Below are 14,821 nucleotides of genomic sequence, written 5' to 3'. Positions count from 1 at the left end.
GGTAAGGGATATGAGAAATACATGGGATTTTTATTCTACCGAAAGAATCGTATTTGGAAACGGGGCGATCGGGCAATTGGATTCAATCCTGCAAAGGTTAAAGGCGAAAAACATCTTGCTCGTTACTGACCCAGGGATCAAAAATGCAGGAATCGCAGACAGAATTTCATCGTTGTTGGAACATGCAAATTACGAAACAGTTATCTATGACCAGGTCGTACCGGAGCCTCCGGTAGATTCGGCGATAGACTGTTATGAGTTTGCTAAATCTCAAATGGATATTGATGCAGTAATAGGCCTTGGCGGAGGAAGCAGCATTGATATGGCGAAGATTGTTGCTTTGTTGGTCGCCCATGGCGGACATCCCTTGGACTATTATGGCGGAGAAAACCAGGTTCCTGGACCAATCGCCCCTCTTGTAGCGATTCCGACGACGGCTGGAACCGGTTCAGAAGTGACATCAGTGGCGGTATTGACCGATGTGGAAAACAACCTGAAAGTTGGTATCTCGGATAATTACTTAAGACCAACCGTTGCTCTACTTGATCCAGAATTAACGTTAGGGCTTCCCGCTTATGTAACAGCATGTTCCGGAATTGATGCTCTGTCACATGCGATAGAGGCATACACAGCCAAACCTTCTGCATATATCCAGGCAGAAGGAAACATTTTATTCCAAGGTTCAATCCCCATAAGCGATGCACTCGCCTACAGAGCTATTGAATTGATTGCAAAAAACCTGCCGATTGCGGTGCAGCAAGGGAGTAATCTCGAGGCACGTTCCAATATGCTAATGGGCAGCCTGCTTGCTGGAATGGCCTTTTCAAATGCAGGTACAGCAGCAGCCCATGCATTGGCTTACCCAATTGGAGGGCTTGTGAAGTCGCCGCATGGAGAGGTGACCGGGCTCTTGCTTCCATATGTCATGGAATATAATGCAGCTGTAGAAACAGAAAAAATGGTGAGGATTTCCCAGGCATTCAATGTTAACTCGGATGGCCTCTCCGATAAGGAAGCTGCTTTGGCTGCTTCAAAAGCTGTGCTTACCCTGCTTGGGGAAATTGGACTGCCTACAAAGCTGACGGAGATTGGGATCAAAGAAGAGGATATTCCCGAAATTGCTGAGAAGACCCTCCAAATCGATCGCCTTATTCGGAATAACCCAAGAATGCCTACCCAGCACAGTTTAGAAGAATTACTTAGAAAAGCTTTATAGATTGCTTGTAAGGGAATGGTGTCCCTGGAAGGGTTAGCATCATAACCATTCATGATGGATCTGCAGACCGGGGCGGAAAGGTTTTCACCATCTAATAGAATATAAATGGAGAGGAAGATGAAAATGTCTCTTATGCCTTTTACATATAGTATGCCGACACGGGTGGAGTGCGGTAACGGAATATCTGGAAAAACAGGGGAGCTAATTAAGGATTTAGGTGTATCGAGTGTGCTGATCGTAACAGATAAAGGGGTTAGAGGAGCCGGTCTCTTACAAGGCATTGAACAATCCCTTGCTTCTGCAAACCTTTTTTATGAGATTTACGATGAGGTAGAGCCTAATCCATCAGCTCAAACAATCCAACAGGGGACAGTTTATCTTAAGCAACAAAAGATGGAGGCGGTTCTGGCTGTAGGTGGAGGAAGCAGCATTGACACAGCCAAGGGCATTGCGGCAATGGCTACTAACCCCGGCCATATCCTGGATTATGAAGGAGTTGGAAAGATTTCCATTCCTCCGCTCCCGATCATAGCAATCCCGACTACGGCTGGAACTGGCAGTGAAGCTACTAATTCGACAGTGGTAACGAATAAGGAAACTTCTTTTAAATTAGGTGTACTTAGTTCACTTCTGTTTCCAAAGCTAGCTATATTGGACCCGGCCCTTACATTAAATTTGCCTCAAGAGATTACTGCAGCTACTGGTATGGATGCTCTGACTCATGCTATTGAATCTTACACCTCCAAATCTGCCAACCCTGTCAGCAAGGCTTTCGCGATGCAGGCCATTAAGATGATCGGTGAAAATTTAACACGATCGTACTTTGTGGGAACGGACATGGAAAGCAGGGAAAACATGCTTGTAGCCTCCCTGTTAGCTGGTGCAGCCTTTTCACAATCCCGCCTGGGGAATGTACACGCCATTTCCCATACATTTGGAGGAGTCTTTAATATCCCGCATGGTATCGCAAATGCAGCACTATTGCCATTCGTCATGAGATTCAACCTGCCGGCATGCGAGGATCAGTATAGAGAAATTGCAATAGCTTTAGGAAGGGATGTAAGCGGTTTATCCAATGCGCAAGCAGCCGAGAAAGCAATCGAAACCATCATCGAAATGAATCGGTGCATGAATATTCCTCTTAACATTAAAGAGCTTGGAGTTTCATTGGACGTTTTGCCGAAATTAGTGGAAGATTCCATGCGAAGCGGTAACGTGGTCGTTAATCCAAGGCTGACGAAGGCATCGGATATCCAGCTGATTATAGAGAAGGCTTACGAGGGGGACTTTGAAGGTTTTAATTATGGTAATCGAAATACAAGCAGTGCCAAAAGTTCAGAAACGGCCGTGAATGTATAAAACCTTTGAAAATCACCTGAAATTTTAGGGGATATGAATCAGTTTCCCCTTCCCGATTTTTATCGGACATATGGATTTCCCGCAGCATTTTTTCTACCTGAATATAATTATCTAATGAGGTGACGTATGAAAAAGACCAATGGAAGATGGCTTGTAGTGGTACTCCTTTTCGTCGCAACAACAATCAATTATATGGATAGGGCAATTCTTGGTATTGCAGGACCCTCGATGATGAAGGATCTTTCGCTTTCAGCAGTAGAATTCGGGATATTGGGGTCAGCGTTCTTTTGGTCGTATGCCCTAATGCAGATCCCGGTCGGGGTAATCGTTGATAAATTGGGGGCACGCTTAACGTATTCGATTGCCATCGTTTGGTGGTCGCTCTGTACGGTGTTTACTGGAATGGGGCGTTCGCTTGGCGGACTGATCGGTATCCGCGTTTTAATGGGAATCGGAGAGGCTCCGGCGTTTCCAACCAATACGCGCGTTATTTCAGACTGGCTGCCGTCACACGAACGGGGCATAGCAAACGGGATATTTAATTCTGGTACAGCTATCGGGATTGGCATAACAACACCCATTTTAGCATGGATCATCCAGACTTGGGGATGGCAAGCATCCTTTGTGGTAATTGGATCCATCGGTTTTGTATGGCTGGCATTCTGGTTATTCTTTTTCAAAAACCATCCAGAGCAAAGTAAGATTGCAAACGAGGCCGAAGTAGCCTATATCAAAGAGGAGCAAACTCAAACCGAAAAAGCGAAGACTCTAAACTTCTCACCATTTAAATTCTTTAAATTCAGAAGTGTTTACCCTATGTTATACGGCTTGTTCGCCCATAACTATCTTACTTATTTAATGATGACTTGGCTTCCCACTTATCTTGTAGTCGAAAGGGAAATGACTCTTTTAAAAGCCGGTTTTTTTACGATGCTACCTTGGATCATGTCCTTTCTGGGAAATATTTTAGGAGGGGTGTTGTCGGATTTCTTAATTAAAAGAGGCTGGAATTCCATCAAAGCAAGAAAAACTGTTTTAGCCATCGGCATGCTTTTTCCATTAGCCATAATACCGACTATCTATACAGACAGCGCCATAATGGCACTTACGTATATCTCAATAGCAATCGGCGGTGAAGGATTGGCTGCGGGTATTCTCTGGGCCACTGTTTCTGATGTTGCTCCAAAGGGTGCGGAAGGAAAGCTTGCAGGGCTGCAAAACTTCGTGGGGAACCTCGCTGGCTGGATTGCTCCAGTCGCAACAGGGATCTTAGTAGCGAAGTTCAATAATTTCAATATAGCCCTGATCATACCTGTAGTCATTTGCCTAATTGCTGCTGTGGGGTATACATTCGTTCTTAAAAATGAAAGGATTTCTATTAACACGGACATTGACGGGGGAACTAAAGTTTCAGGGCTCTAATCTTTTTGTGTAAATAATGAAGCGCTTTGCAAATCCAACAAAAAAAGGAGACTTATTCATGCTGAAAACTAGTGGATTAATCAATTTATCTGAACTGAAAATGTATGTAAACGGTGAATGGACTGCAGCACATAACGGAGAAAATTTACCAGTAACAAATCCATCAACAGGGAAAGTTGTGGCAAGGATTCCAAATGGAGGACGCCAAGAAACGAATGCGGCAATAACAGCTGCTGAGGAAGCGTTTAAATCCTGGTCAAAACTGACGGCACAGGAACGCAGTAAATATCTAAAGAAATTGCATGACCTTATGCATGAATATAAAGATGAATTAGCAGAAATCATGAGTATGGAAATGGGCAAGCCCTTAACGGAAGCCCGGGGCGAAGTGGATTTTGCTGCAAGCTACCTGGAATGGTTTGCTGAAGAAGGCCGCCGGATTTATGGGGAAACGATCCCTGCTTCTGCTGCAAATAAACGGCTATCGGTGATTCGCCAGCCGATTGGAGTGGTCGCTTCCATTACCCCTTGGAATTTCCCGTTGGCCATGATGACGCGGAAAGTAGGACCTGCCATGGCTGCTGGATGTACAGTCATTGTCAAGCCTGCAAAACAATCTCCTATTAGTGCGTTAGCGTTTGGTAAATTGGTGGAAATGGCGGGAGTGCCTGCTGGAGTGGTCAGTATCATAACAGGGAGTGCCGGACCTATCTCGGATGAAATTTTTGAAAACCCGGTAGTAAGGAAAATTTCTTTTACCGGATCTACTGAAGTAGGCAAATTGCTGGTTACCAAGTCTGCCCCGCAGCTCAAGAGACTTTCCCTTGAGCTTGGAGGGCACGCGCCGTTCATCGTCTTTGAGGATGCTGATTTGGAAGCCGCAGCAGCTGGTGCCGTTGCAAGCAAATTCAGGAACACCGGACAAACGTGCGTATGCGCCAATCGCATTTACGTCCACCGTTCTGTCATCGATAAATTCTCTGCACTTCTTGTTGAAAAGGTACAAGCTCTAAAAGTCGGAAATAGCATCGATCCAACTGTTGAAGTCGGGCCGCTTGTAAGCAGTGATGGCCTGGAAAAGGTAGAGGAACATGTACAAGATGCCTTGGAAAAAGGCGCCAGACTTCTTTGTGGCGGACAAAGAGGTGAAGGGGAATTGGCTGATGGATTATTCTATGAACCGACCGTACTGGGTGGAGTGAACAAGGATATGCTCATCACATACCAGGAAACATTTGGACCAGTCGCACCAATCATCCCGTTTGATACAGAAGAAGAGGTGATCGAACTTGCCAACAATACAGAGTACGGGCTGGCCGCTTATTTTTACACACAGAATATAAGCAGGGGAGTCAGGGTATCCGAAGCTCTGGAGTTTGGCATCATCGGCTACAACGACGCCATTCCCACCGTTGCACAAGCCCCATTTGGCGGCATGAAAGAAAGCGGCATGGGGAGGGAAGGCGGCCATCAAGGCCTTGAAGAATATTTAGAAGAAAAATATATATCGATGGGTTTTTAAAAATAGGGCAAGAAAGGGCTTAAGGTGAAGTCGAATCCTTAAGCCTTTCCTTATTTACCTCATAAGAAGTCTATTTCAACACACGCTCCCCATTGCTTAACAAACCTCAGTTACAGAACCTAAGGCCGGGTTGCTTTACATCCTAAGGCAAATAAAAAATATCCTGAATTTTTGAATTGGTAACATGCAAGATGAATGTTACAGTTATGAAATTTCGAGTTTATAGATAAAGGTAATGTTAGAAAAGACTTTGTGAGAATAATTAGAAAAGAACGGAACTTGATTCAAATGGTTATGTAATTATTTTACTAAAGTCAGATTCGAATGTATTAACGGAGAAAGAGGATTTTACTATGATGCAGAAGAAGAGAAAATATTAGACCCTTATGGATGCCATATCCCTAACTTGATAAGCCTTTCCTGTTTGCTATAATTACCCTGTTCGTTTACGAAAGGTTTTTTTTATAAGATGCACTTATTATCACGTTCGTTAAAGATAAAAATTACTTTACGAACGTTCGTGCTTTCTTTGAAATTCCACGAATAAGCAACTTTCGATAAATAACCATGTAAAGGTAAATTTACGCAGCTCAAGAGGGAAGACCATTTCCGGTTTATAGGCAGAGACATTACGACCAATCCTTACTAGGACACAGGCGAGTTTTCCACAAAGTTTCGTGATAAATTTCATTTTTTTCTTCACTTTAACATTATGCGTGTGTAGGGCTTTAAACTCGGGGTTATTTATCACCAAACTCATGGACGTAAGGAAGAGGTACTGCCGCAGGCCGATCTTCCATGTTTGAAAAGAACCATTTGGCCTTTCCACTTTTCAGACCTTGCCTCAGCGAGATGCGATCCTGCATGACGAATGAGCGCATTACCATGAACAAATCCACTCAGATCTCCAGCTTCTCCTAAAATGCCCGCCAGTGAAATCTCGCTGATTCCTTTAATGGCAAGTTATTTCTTAACGAATGAAATCTATTCCAAGCCGTTTGTGACTCCTTGCGTCACTCTTTCAAGTTGGGATGAAGCGAGATCATATTCCTCTAATAACTGTCCAAGTGAAGTTTATACGCATCAAGGGCTTGTTTTGTATGAACGCTTAGCTAATGCAAGCTGGGACAGAGCTTTTTTATGCGCGGAATGTCACTTCATACATGACTTTCACCCGGTTACGATATCCTGAGGCTCTAATTAGTTAGATTGGTCTCTATACTCATATCTTATTGAGGGCTCTATTTTTTTAAAACCTGATATTTAACGATCTTCAGGAATGCTAACGGTGCCTGGGAAATTGACAGAATTGCTTTTTTGATTATCCTCGTGAGTTCATGTGGTTTCATTATCATTACTACCACACCTTTTCGAAATGGGCTATTTCTAATGCAATTTGCATATGCGAATATGTGGTTGTGGCTTTAAAAACCATATCTCAGACGTCAGTTTTACCTAGTTTGATATTTGTATAAATCAAAAGCAAAGGGGGAAAATGAAATAAGAAATAATGAAATTTGAAAGGGAAGATGAGAAATCACGAATCCAATAATAGTAGAAATAAATGAGGCTTTTAAAGATGCAGAAGACTTTTTCATAGAACCGTTTATTTTGGATGGTGAAGCAGTCCTTTTACTTGGTTTACATTCAATAGTTAACCTTATAAAAACAAAAGAAATATTAAAAAAAGATATGGATACCAGTGAAGCGATTCATTCAGTAAAAGTAAAAAGAACTCTTTTCAAGAGAAAATGTGTTGAAATAAATAGTGAAGAAGCAATAGAGGCTATTCTTCAGGGTAAACTCATTGTTTATTCAAAAGAAAAAAATATAATGTTGCAATTTGAACCACTTCCTAAAGAATTGACTCGATCAATTGAACCACCTGCTAATGAAAACGTATTACAAGGTCCTTTAGATTCTTTTATTGAAGATATGTCAACAAATATAGGAATAGTGAGAAAAAAAGTTTCCACTGCTCAGCTCTCAGTTAAAACCTATACGGTAGGAAGTGATCAAAAAAAGAATTTATCAATAGTTTATTTGAATGACCGAGCAGATAAAAGTATGATCAAAAAGATCATTTCACATATTGAAATGAATCAACACACAAATATTCTCTATCTTCAGCATCTTTATCGTTTTATGGGTATGCGGAAATGGGAGGTTATCCCTCAGTTTAATAACACAGAAATGCCATTGGAAGCAGTAGATGGTTTAAACAAAGGTAAGGTCATTCTATTCGTTGACGGTTATCCCTTTGCGCTTATCTTGCCACATTTATTATGGGATATGTTTGTCCAGGCGAATGATCGTAACTATGCTTACCCAATTATGGGAGCCATCCGATTTTTACGTGTTCTTGGTGCTTTGATTACCCTTATATTGCCAGCTATCTACGTGGCCCTTGTTGCTGTAAATCCTGAGATATTAAAAATTGAACTGGCTCTATCGATTGCTCAGAGCAGGGAGGGAATACCCTATCCCCCTTTTGTTGAAATTACCATTATGCTCCTTATTATAGAGTTAATTATTGAAGCGAGTATAAGGCTTCCGCTCAGTATCGGGCCAACCGTAACAATGGTAGGGGGAATTGTCATTGGACAAGCAGTAGTAGACGCAAAGCTGGTTAGCAACCTTTTAATTATCATTGTAGCAGCAACCTCAATTGCGAATTCAACCGTTGTAGGGTTTCAAAATGCCTTAATCCTGCGTTTACTTAAATATGTAGTTGTTATTTTTGCTTCAATCTATGGCGTGTTAGGCATATTATCCGGTCTGGTATTCATAAGCGCTTACTTTGCAAGTCGAGAGATTTTTGGAATTCCATACACCAGTTTAGCTAAGAGGAGAGGGGAAATTGGATAAAAGCCTTCAGGTTATATGCATGGGGTTAATGTCTCATTTTGGTCTTATTTTTTTCATTTATCCAGAAAGAATTATTGCTAGCACACACAAAGGTCACTGGGAACCCATTTTAATTCAATGTGTCATATTTATTCTGTTTTTATCGCTTTACCTAAAGGGGCTTTCTTATTTTCCCGAACAGAATATTATTAGTATTTTAAAGATATTAGGTAAAGCTTTTTCTTTCACATTACTTTTTCCTGTTCTTCTTTACTTAGTCATAACTACTATTGAACTTGTTAGCGCCTATGCAGAAGTGACCAACATTATCTTTTTGGCGAATACTCCTACATGGGCAATTATTACATTAATGAGCGTTATTTCAACTTATATCGCCGTAAAAGGAATAGAAACCATCTTACGTACAGCCTTATTAATATTCTGTATCTTTTTCCCGTTAATCTTACTAATGCTTTTGATTTGCTTTCAAGACATTGATTGGCATAATGCCTTTCCGATTATGGATACCGACTTTTCTTTTTTTCGACAACCTCCCTATTATACAAGTTTTTTTTCTTTCGCCATTGTTTTTTCATTTTTAGGTTTTCTTCCTAAAAAAATATCGTATAACTCTAAAAAAATTATGTTAGCAGTCTTTTTTCTTATCCCATTTTTTTTCTTATCCGTTTATTTACCTCTTTTAACCTTTGGAAATGAAACGGCTAGTACGCTGCTTTTTCCCTTTATAACCACATTGGATAAAGTTCAGCTTCAATGGCTTATATTTGACAGGGCTACCTTGTTTTTTGCGTTAAGCCTAGTTACCTTTATCATGTTGCTCACTTCCTTACTTTTATGGCAGTCCTCAATAATAATGAATCAATATTTCCCGAGATTAAAGCAAAAATATCATATTGTAGCCTTATCTGTTAGCATTTTTATCATTTGTTTATGTATTCCTAGTTGGCAAGAGACTGAAAAGTTGCTATGGTGGAATACTGCTTTCCGTTTTTATATTTTAATCGTACTCCCTTTAATTATATTCCTCATCGGTGTAAGGAGAAAAAGACTATCATGAGAAGTATTATAATTTGTTCTAAACTAGTACTTAGTCTATGTATATTAATGCCATTAAGTGGTTGCTGGGATATTAAAGACATTAATCATCGAGCCTTTCCGATTGCAATGGGAATTACTAAAGAAGGAGAAAAATTCAAAGTCTTACTTCAAATTCCTATCTCTTCAGAGGGTGTTCAGAAACAGACAATTGTCAAAGGAACAGGATTAACCATTTTAAAGGCTGTAGAGGACATTAGAACTAATATGGAAAGCGGTGTAGACTTATTGCACATAAGGGTAATCATATTTGATCGAAAATTAGTAGAAGAAGGAGGGATGGAAGAACCGATTAACACGTTTATGAGAATTCGTGAAATATCTTCAAAAACAATAATCGCAATATGTGATGATAATATAGATACTTTTTTCTTAACACTCAAAAAAAATCTAGAAAAAGGGATAAATCTTTATGAATTTTTTGAGAAATATGCAGGTTGGACTCCACAAATATCTTTAACACGTCTATGGCATGTTTATCGAGCTCTTAATTCCTACACACAAAATGTAGCAATTCCTATGGTCAGATCAGGGGAAAACACGCCAATTACATATGCAGGTTCTGCAGTGATGAACAAAGGAAAAATCGTTTCTAAAATGGATCCTAAAGAAACCCTCCTTTTTAATGCCTTTCATGGGAACAGTATGAAGGGAAGGGTAGAAGTGATGGAACATGCAACCATCATGATTGTTGGAAATACAGGTTTTCATAAAGGAGAATTAAGAAATCATATTCCATATATGTTCTCAACGATTCGTTTAGATGTAGTTATTCAAGAGAGAAGAGGTAAAGTTTCCAATGCAATAATAAAAAAAGAGCTGGAAAAGGTGATGGCAAATCGTTTTGATGGAATGCTGAAACGATTTCAAAAGCACGAAACAGATGTCTTCGGGTTGGGACAATACTACAGAAATAAAATTCCTTATGAGGAATTGAAGGACTGGCGAAAGAAATATTATCCCAATCTAGAAATGAAGCTTACCATTCATACTACAATACAAAACGAGGGTAATATAAAGACTATAATTGACAAATAGATATTGGATATCATATAAAAAATGGATAGGCTTTAATTTTAAAATGATCATTATCAAGAGCCCCATGCATCATTGTGCACTTTTTGAAGTGGAAATACTACAGTTCATGCTCTACTTCAGATAGTTTATATTTTTAATCTTAGTGAATACTTTAGTACTTGTTAATTATTAGGTACTTTGGGAAACCTCCCAATAAACACATGAAATCAAGAAAGGACATCCTGACTTTTTATCACCTACTCATTTTTCAGTTTTATTAGTTTAACCTTGATTGCAAGTATTCTACCCGAGCTTTCTTTAATTCTGCTTCTATGAATGAGAATACTGATATTGAGAAAAGGGTCTGTCTAATAAGTCCCTAAAATAAAACAGGAGAAGAAAAACGATTTGTTTTTCTTCTCCTGTTTTTCTAGTTTTATAATTATTCATTAAATCTGAGTATATATCTATCGGTGAACTGGCTCGAATAACTGATTTGAGATACGGTACTTTAAAATATTGTACCGAATCTAATTTAATTCCATTTGAACAATTAGATGAAAACTTAACACGTCGTTACCCTCGAGAAGCAGCAGTGGAAAGAGTTGAGACTATTAAAAGCTTAAAGAAATCTGGTTTATCCATTGCTGAGATTAGAAAGAAAATACCGAAACAAAATTAACAAAATATAACTTTTAGAGTATCGATTTGATCAAAAAAGGATTACTACCTTAGAATCATTACGTCCGTTGAACAACCATTAATAGAAAAAAGTACCGGTTACACCCTTACCGTGGTGAGAACCGGTTATTTTTTACACAAATCTCCTTAGCGTTTTAAATTCGCTTTTTGCTGGTGGTGCCCGCTTAATGAACTAACGTTCTACAAGCAAAGTGTTTTCGAACTATGATGAACTTCTAAAGGAATTTTTTGAAACTTGTTGAATTTCTTTAGGTAAGGTTCAATGAAAGGTGGAAAACAATGAAAATAGCCAGTTCTCCTATCAATAGTAAAATAAACAATGTTTTTATCCATGTTAAAGATTTAAAGAAATCAGTTGAATGGTATTGCAATCTCCTTGGCATCTCGCGAAATAATGACTCTGTAGAATCACCTGTTTACAATATTCCTGTAACAAGTGAAACTGGATTAACTTTAGATGACCATACGTTTGATCCTAATTTCATATTTAAGCCATCCAATAATGTCTTATTTAATTTCTACGCAAAAGATATAGACGAAGCTTACCAATTTATCAAGAGTAATAACATAGCCATTGTTAAAGAAATAGAGCGTATTGGAAATTTTGCTTATTTTAACTTTCAAGACCCAGATGGTAATGTACTTATGATTTGTAATGGCTAATGTTCTTAGGGAGTAGCCGGCTCACTACTCCCTTTACTTAAGTTTTTTTCGCACTTCCTTTTAACTTCACAGTTTGTGTCAACTCTACAATATGGCAGGTTGCTGAAGCTGCCTTTTCTTATGGCAGGAGACAGATTTATTTTCTAACCAGGCTGCTGGACGGGAGCAAATCAAAATAGTTTTTATGTTAGTTCTAAAATTGACTGCAAACGTAAATTCAGACGTTCTCATTCCCCGTTTTATCGAAACTCCCATGTTTCTCCTGGACTAATAAACCCACAGCATCCATCACGATAGAAAAATTCATCAAGAACCAGGCACTACAAAAAATTTTCATCATATATAGGTGATATCCGTTCGGATTTGATGAGGAGGATATCATGCAACCTATGTTACCTATGGAAAAATATTTTGGGGAGTTTGAACTGGTGCATGCTTTTTATGGGGCTATGCCTACAGGTGTCAGCGTTTCCGAAACCGGTCGTATTTTTGTATGCTTTCCGAAATGGGGAGACGACGTTCAATTTACTGTGGCAGAAATTGTTGAGGGTGAATTGCAGCCTTATCCCAGTGTAGAAACCAATTTAGTTAATACTGGGAATATTACGATGTCTTTCGTCAGTGTCCAAAGTATCGTTGCTGATGGAAGAGGAACACTTTGGGTACTAGATACAGGGGCACCAAATTTTTCTGAACCTATTCAAGGGGGAGCAAAATTAGTTGCTGTTGATTTAAGCACGAATACAATAAGGAGAGTATATACCTTTACAGAAGAAGTTGTCTTGCCAACAACTTATCTGAATGATGTCCGTTTGGATTTTCGGGTTGGAAGAGCAGGCTATGCATATATAACGGATTCTTCTTCCAGAGGGCCAGGGGCTATTATCGTCGTAGATTTAGAAAATGGGAACGCGTTTAGACGGTTAAGTGGGGCAATATCAACTTCACCTGATCCCTATTTTTTACCGAAAGTAGAAGGTGAAATTTTGATGAATCGAAACCGGGACGGCTCGACTTTCCCATTTAGATTGGCTTCCGATAGTTTAGCGATTTCTCTTGATGGAAAGGTATTATTTTATGCTCCGCTAACCAGCCGTCAGCTGTTCTCGATCTCAACAGAAGCCCTAAGAGACAGAAGGATACAGGACCTGAATTTATCCCAATATGTGCAGTATTTTGGGGAAAAAGGTGCGTCTGATGGAATGATCACCAGTGCAAAAGGAATCGTTTATGCGGGAGACTATGAAAACAATAGTATCAGGAAGATATTGCCGAATGGCGCAATGGAAACCATCGCACATGACCCGAGAATTTTATGGCCGGATACTTTTTCGATTGGCCCCGATCAATACTTATATGTCATTGTGAATCAATTACATCGGCAGGCGAGATTTCATTATGGAAGAGACCTCCGTGAAAAACCATATAGTTTACTTCGTATGAGAATTGATGAATTCCCCGCTCCTACCTTTTCATAGTAATCGTAAACGAAGGTAGCTATCCCCCACCAGGGAGCTGTCTTTTTTTGTCAGATATTCCCTCAACTGTCCTATAATAAAGAGGTGAGTTAACTCAAATCGAAAAGCCTGCTTCATCTGAGACTTTAAAATAAGGCTGTTTTCCCATACTTTGTTGCTATTTACCAGGTAGTGGGTTGTGGTTGATTTCCCCTCCAGATACTCGCTTTCCGCGGGGCGGGCGGTGAGCCTCCTCGGCGTAAACGCCTGTGGGGTCTCACCTCTCCCGCTGCCCCCGCAGGAGTCTCGCACTTCCGCTCCAATCAACCTTAAATAGTTTCGTTTAAAAACAACATTCTTTACGAAATGAGCCTAAAAAAAAATAAAGCACCATAGGCATGAAGCTACATAAGTATCAACTTACGGTAAGAGGAAAAATTTTGAACATAACTAGGAGGTAATCATGGGAAGATTAGTTCACCTCGAAATTCATGTGGATGACATGGAACGGGCAAAGAAATTCTACAAAAGCGGAAGCGGAACGCGTTCGCATGGGCGGTCTTGCTAAAGCGGACGCGCAAAGGACACAAGGTACGACAGAAGAAATCATCAGGTTAAAAGGGGTAGCAGAAGCTAAGCAGAAAATAGCTGAAGCATTTGAACAGTTCGGACAAGCCGCCGTAATGGACATGATTTTGAAAATGCTGCCGGAACATGCAAAACAAGTGGCAAGCCCGTTTAGTAATATAGACAAGATTACTGTAGTGGACACAGGCGGAAGCGTGCGAATGGCGGGGCTAATAAAGTGACTGGATATGCAACGGATTTAATGGCATCGTTGCAGGAGTCATTAAAAGCATCTTCGGGAATTGATGTCAAAGACTTGCTTGAGAATTTCTTGGGAAACCAAAATTTACCATTTACCACCATCAACCAGGAGAATGTCGAAGGGAACATGAATATGGCAGCAGGCAACCTAAAAATGGAGGAAGTCCCGGAGTAAATAAGGATTATCGTTTAGGAGATAAATTTAGTATTAATTTAATTCCTTTAGAGAATACGTCATTTTCAACGATACACAAGTTAGAGGATTATGCAATAAGGGCTTATGATTCATTAATACCATATGGTTATAATAAAAATCCAGGTAATGGAATGGATAAACATATTTTTAAAAGTTATGATTACCAAAAAGCTGCGGATTTATATTAGATAAGATTAAAAGTACAGATAATTTTCGAGCCTTTCAAATGATGAAAAGAGGAGGGAATACACCAGGACTTTATTATCAGAACTTGTATTGCCAAGCAATACACATTTTCTCCTTAACTTTGTTAAGATGATAAAAGCGTATCAAAAGGTTAATAAAAAAGTCCTAGGAATGATCATACTTATAGCTCCATCATCATCTGATCATGTTTTTGCCATCTATTCGATACAAAATTTAACCGTGCAACTTCAGGTATCTTTACTTTTCTTTTACCGGTATCGTTCATTTCT

The 14,821-nt window shown here is 39.6% G+C and carries 11 protein-coding genes and 2 pseudogenes; 12 read left to right on the top strand and 1 reads right to left on the bottom strand.

Annotation, left to right across the window (positions count from 1 at the left end):
* Window positions 1–10 precede the first annotated feature (10 nt).
* The 4 genes from AC2YHV_RS14765 (at window position 11) to AC2YHV_RS14750 (ending at window position 5,519) form a co-directional block, all read left to right on the top strand.
* Window positions 11–1,216 carry a hydroxyacid-oxoacid transhydrogenase gene (locus AC2YHV_RS14765; protein WP_400449475.1) on the top strand — a complete coding sequence of 402 codons (1,206 nt, stop codon included), beginning with the start codon at window positions 11–13 and terminating at the stop codon, window positions 1,214–1,216.
* 117 nt (window positions 1,217–1,333) lie between these two features.
* Complete coding sequence (locus AC2YHV_RS14760; protein WP_487373502.1) at window positions 1,334–2,575, top strand: iron-containing alcohol dehydrogenase; 1,242 nt, start codon at window positions 1,334–1,336, stop codon at window positions 2,573–2,575.
* A gap of 126 nt (window positions 2,576–2,701) precedes the next feature.
* Entirely contained in the window at window positions 2,702–3,997 is a 1,296-nt protein-coding gene (locus AC2YHV_RS14755; protein WP_400449473.1) for an MFS transporter, read from the top strand.
* Between the two features lie 58 nt (window positions 3,998–4,055).
* Window positions 4,056–5,519 (top strand): NAD-dependent succinate-semialdehyde dehydrogenase, encoded by a 1,464-nt coding sequence (locus AC2YHV_RS14750; RefSeq protein WP_487373501.1) that lies wholly within the window; start codon window positions 4,056–4,058, stop codon window positions 5,517–5,519.
* Window positions 5,520–6,111: 592 nt separating this feature from the next.
* Here AC2YHV_RS14750 and AC2YHV_RS14745 read toward each other — a convergent pair.
* Window positions 6,112–6,628: pseudogene (locus tag AC2YHV_RS14745) on the bottom strand (transposase); the annotation flags it as partial.
* A 427-nt stretch (window positions 6,629–7,055) separates the two neighbouring features.
* Here AC2YHV_RS14745 and AC2YHV_RS14740 point away from each other — a divergent pair.
* The 8 genes and pseudogenes from AC2YHV_RS14740 to AC2YHV_RS14705 form a co-directional block, all read left to right on the top strand.
* Window positions 7,056–8,387, top strand: a complete 1,332-nt coding sequence (locus AC2YHV_RS14740; RefSeq protein ID WP_487373546.1) for a spore germination protein — start codon at window positions 7,056–7,058, stop codon at window positions 8,385–8,387.
* Window positions 8,380–9,444: a GerAB/ArcD/ProY family transporter gene (locus tag AC2YHV_RS14735; protein ID WP_487373500.1), complete on the top strand. Its 1,065-nt coding sequence runs from the start codon at window positions 8,380–8,382 to the stop codon at window positions 9,442–9,444. The genes AC2YHV_RS14740 and AC2YHV_RS14735 overlap by 8 nt, the downstream gene beginning before the upstream one ends.
* Complete coding sequence (locus tag AC2YHV_RS14730) at window positions 9,441–10,520, top strand: Ger(x)C family spore germination protein (RefSeq protein WP_487373499.1); 1,080 nt, start codon at window positions 9,441–9,443, stop codon at window positions 10,518–10,520. Before AC2YHV_RS14735 ends, AC2YHV_RS14730 begins: the two co-directional genes overlap by 4 nt.
* 427 nt (window positions 10,521–10,947) lie before the next feature.
* Window positions 10,948–11,181: a helix-turn-helix domain-containing protein gene (locus tag AC2YHV_RS14725; protein WP_400449502.1), complete on the top strand. Its 234-nt coding sequence runs from the start codon at window positions 10,948–10,950 to the stop codon at window positions 11,179–11,181.
* A 299-nt stretch (window positions 11,182–11,480) separates the two neighbouring features.
* Window positions 11,481–11,864, top strand: coding sequence for a VOC family protein (locus tag AC2YHV_RS14720; protein WP_191930860.1), 384 nt, complete (start codon window positions 11,481–11,483; stop codon window positions 11,862–11,864).
* A gap of 380 nt (window positions 11,865–12,244) precedes the next feature.
* Complete coding sequence (locus tag AC2YHV_RS14715) at window positions 12,245–13,342, top strand: L-dopachrome tautomerase-related protein (RefSeq protein WP_487373498.1); 1,098 nt, start codon at window positions 12,245–12,247, stop codon at window positions 13,340–13,342.
* A 442-nt stretch (window positions 13,343–13,784) separates the two neighbouring features.
* A complete protein-coding gene (locus tag AC2YHV_RS14710; protein ID WP_371748429.1) occupies window positions 13,785–13,889 on the top strand; it encodes a VOC family protein in 105 nt (34 codons plus the stop codon).
* Window positions 13,849–14,324: pseudogene (locus tag AC2YHV_RS14705) on the top strand (flotillin domain-containing protein); the annotation flags it as partial. The gene AC2YHV_RS14710 and the pseudogene AC2YHV_RS14705, both read left to right, overlap by 41 nt.
* Between the last annotated feature and the right edge of the window lie 497 nt (window positions 14,325–14,821).

The organism is Peribacillus sp. SRI_006 (assembly GCF_057586375.1).
Note: the sequence above shows the minus strand (reverse complement) of the source record. Positions and strands in the feature narration are given on the sequence as shown.

Coding starts and splice junctions, on each gene's coding strand:
- AC2YHV_RS14765 (WP_400449475.1), top strand. CDS start 11: ATGAGAAATACATGGGATTTTTATTCTACCGAAAGAATCGTATTTGGA.
- AC2YHV_RS14760 (WP_487373502.1), top strand. CDS start 1,334: ATGAAAATGTCTCTTATGCCTTTTACATATAGTATGCCGACACGGGTG.
- AC2YHV_RS14755 (WP_400449473.1), top strand. CDS start 2,702: ATGAAAAAGACCAATGGAAGATGGCTTGTAGTGGTACTCCTTTTCGTC.
- AC2YHV_RS14750 (WP_487373501.1), top strand. CDS start 4,056: ATGCTGAAAACTAGTGGATTAATCAATTTATCTGAACTGAAAATGTAT.
- AC2YHV_RS14730 (WP_487373499.1), top strand. CDS start 9,441: ATGAGAAGTATTATAATTTGTTCTAAACTAGTACTTAGTCTATGTATA.
- AC2YHV_RS14720 (WP_191930860.1), top strand. CDS start 11,481: ATGAAAATAGCCAGTTCTCCTATCAATAGTAAAATAAACAATGTTTTT.
- AC2YHV_RS14715 (WP_487373498.1), top strand. CDS start 12,245: ATGCAACCTATGTTACCTATGGAAAAATATTTTGGGGAGTTTGAACTG.
- AC2YHV_RS14710 (WP_371748429.1), top strand. CDS start 13,785: ATGGGAAGATTAGTTCACCTCGAAATTCATGTGGATGACATGGAACGG.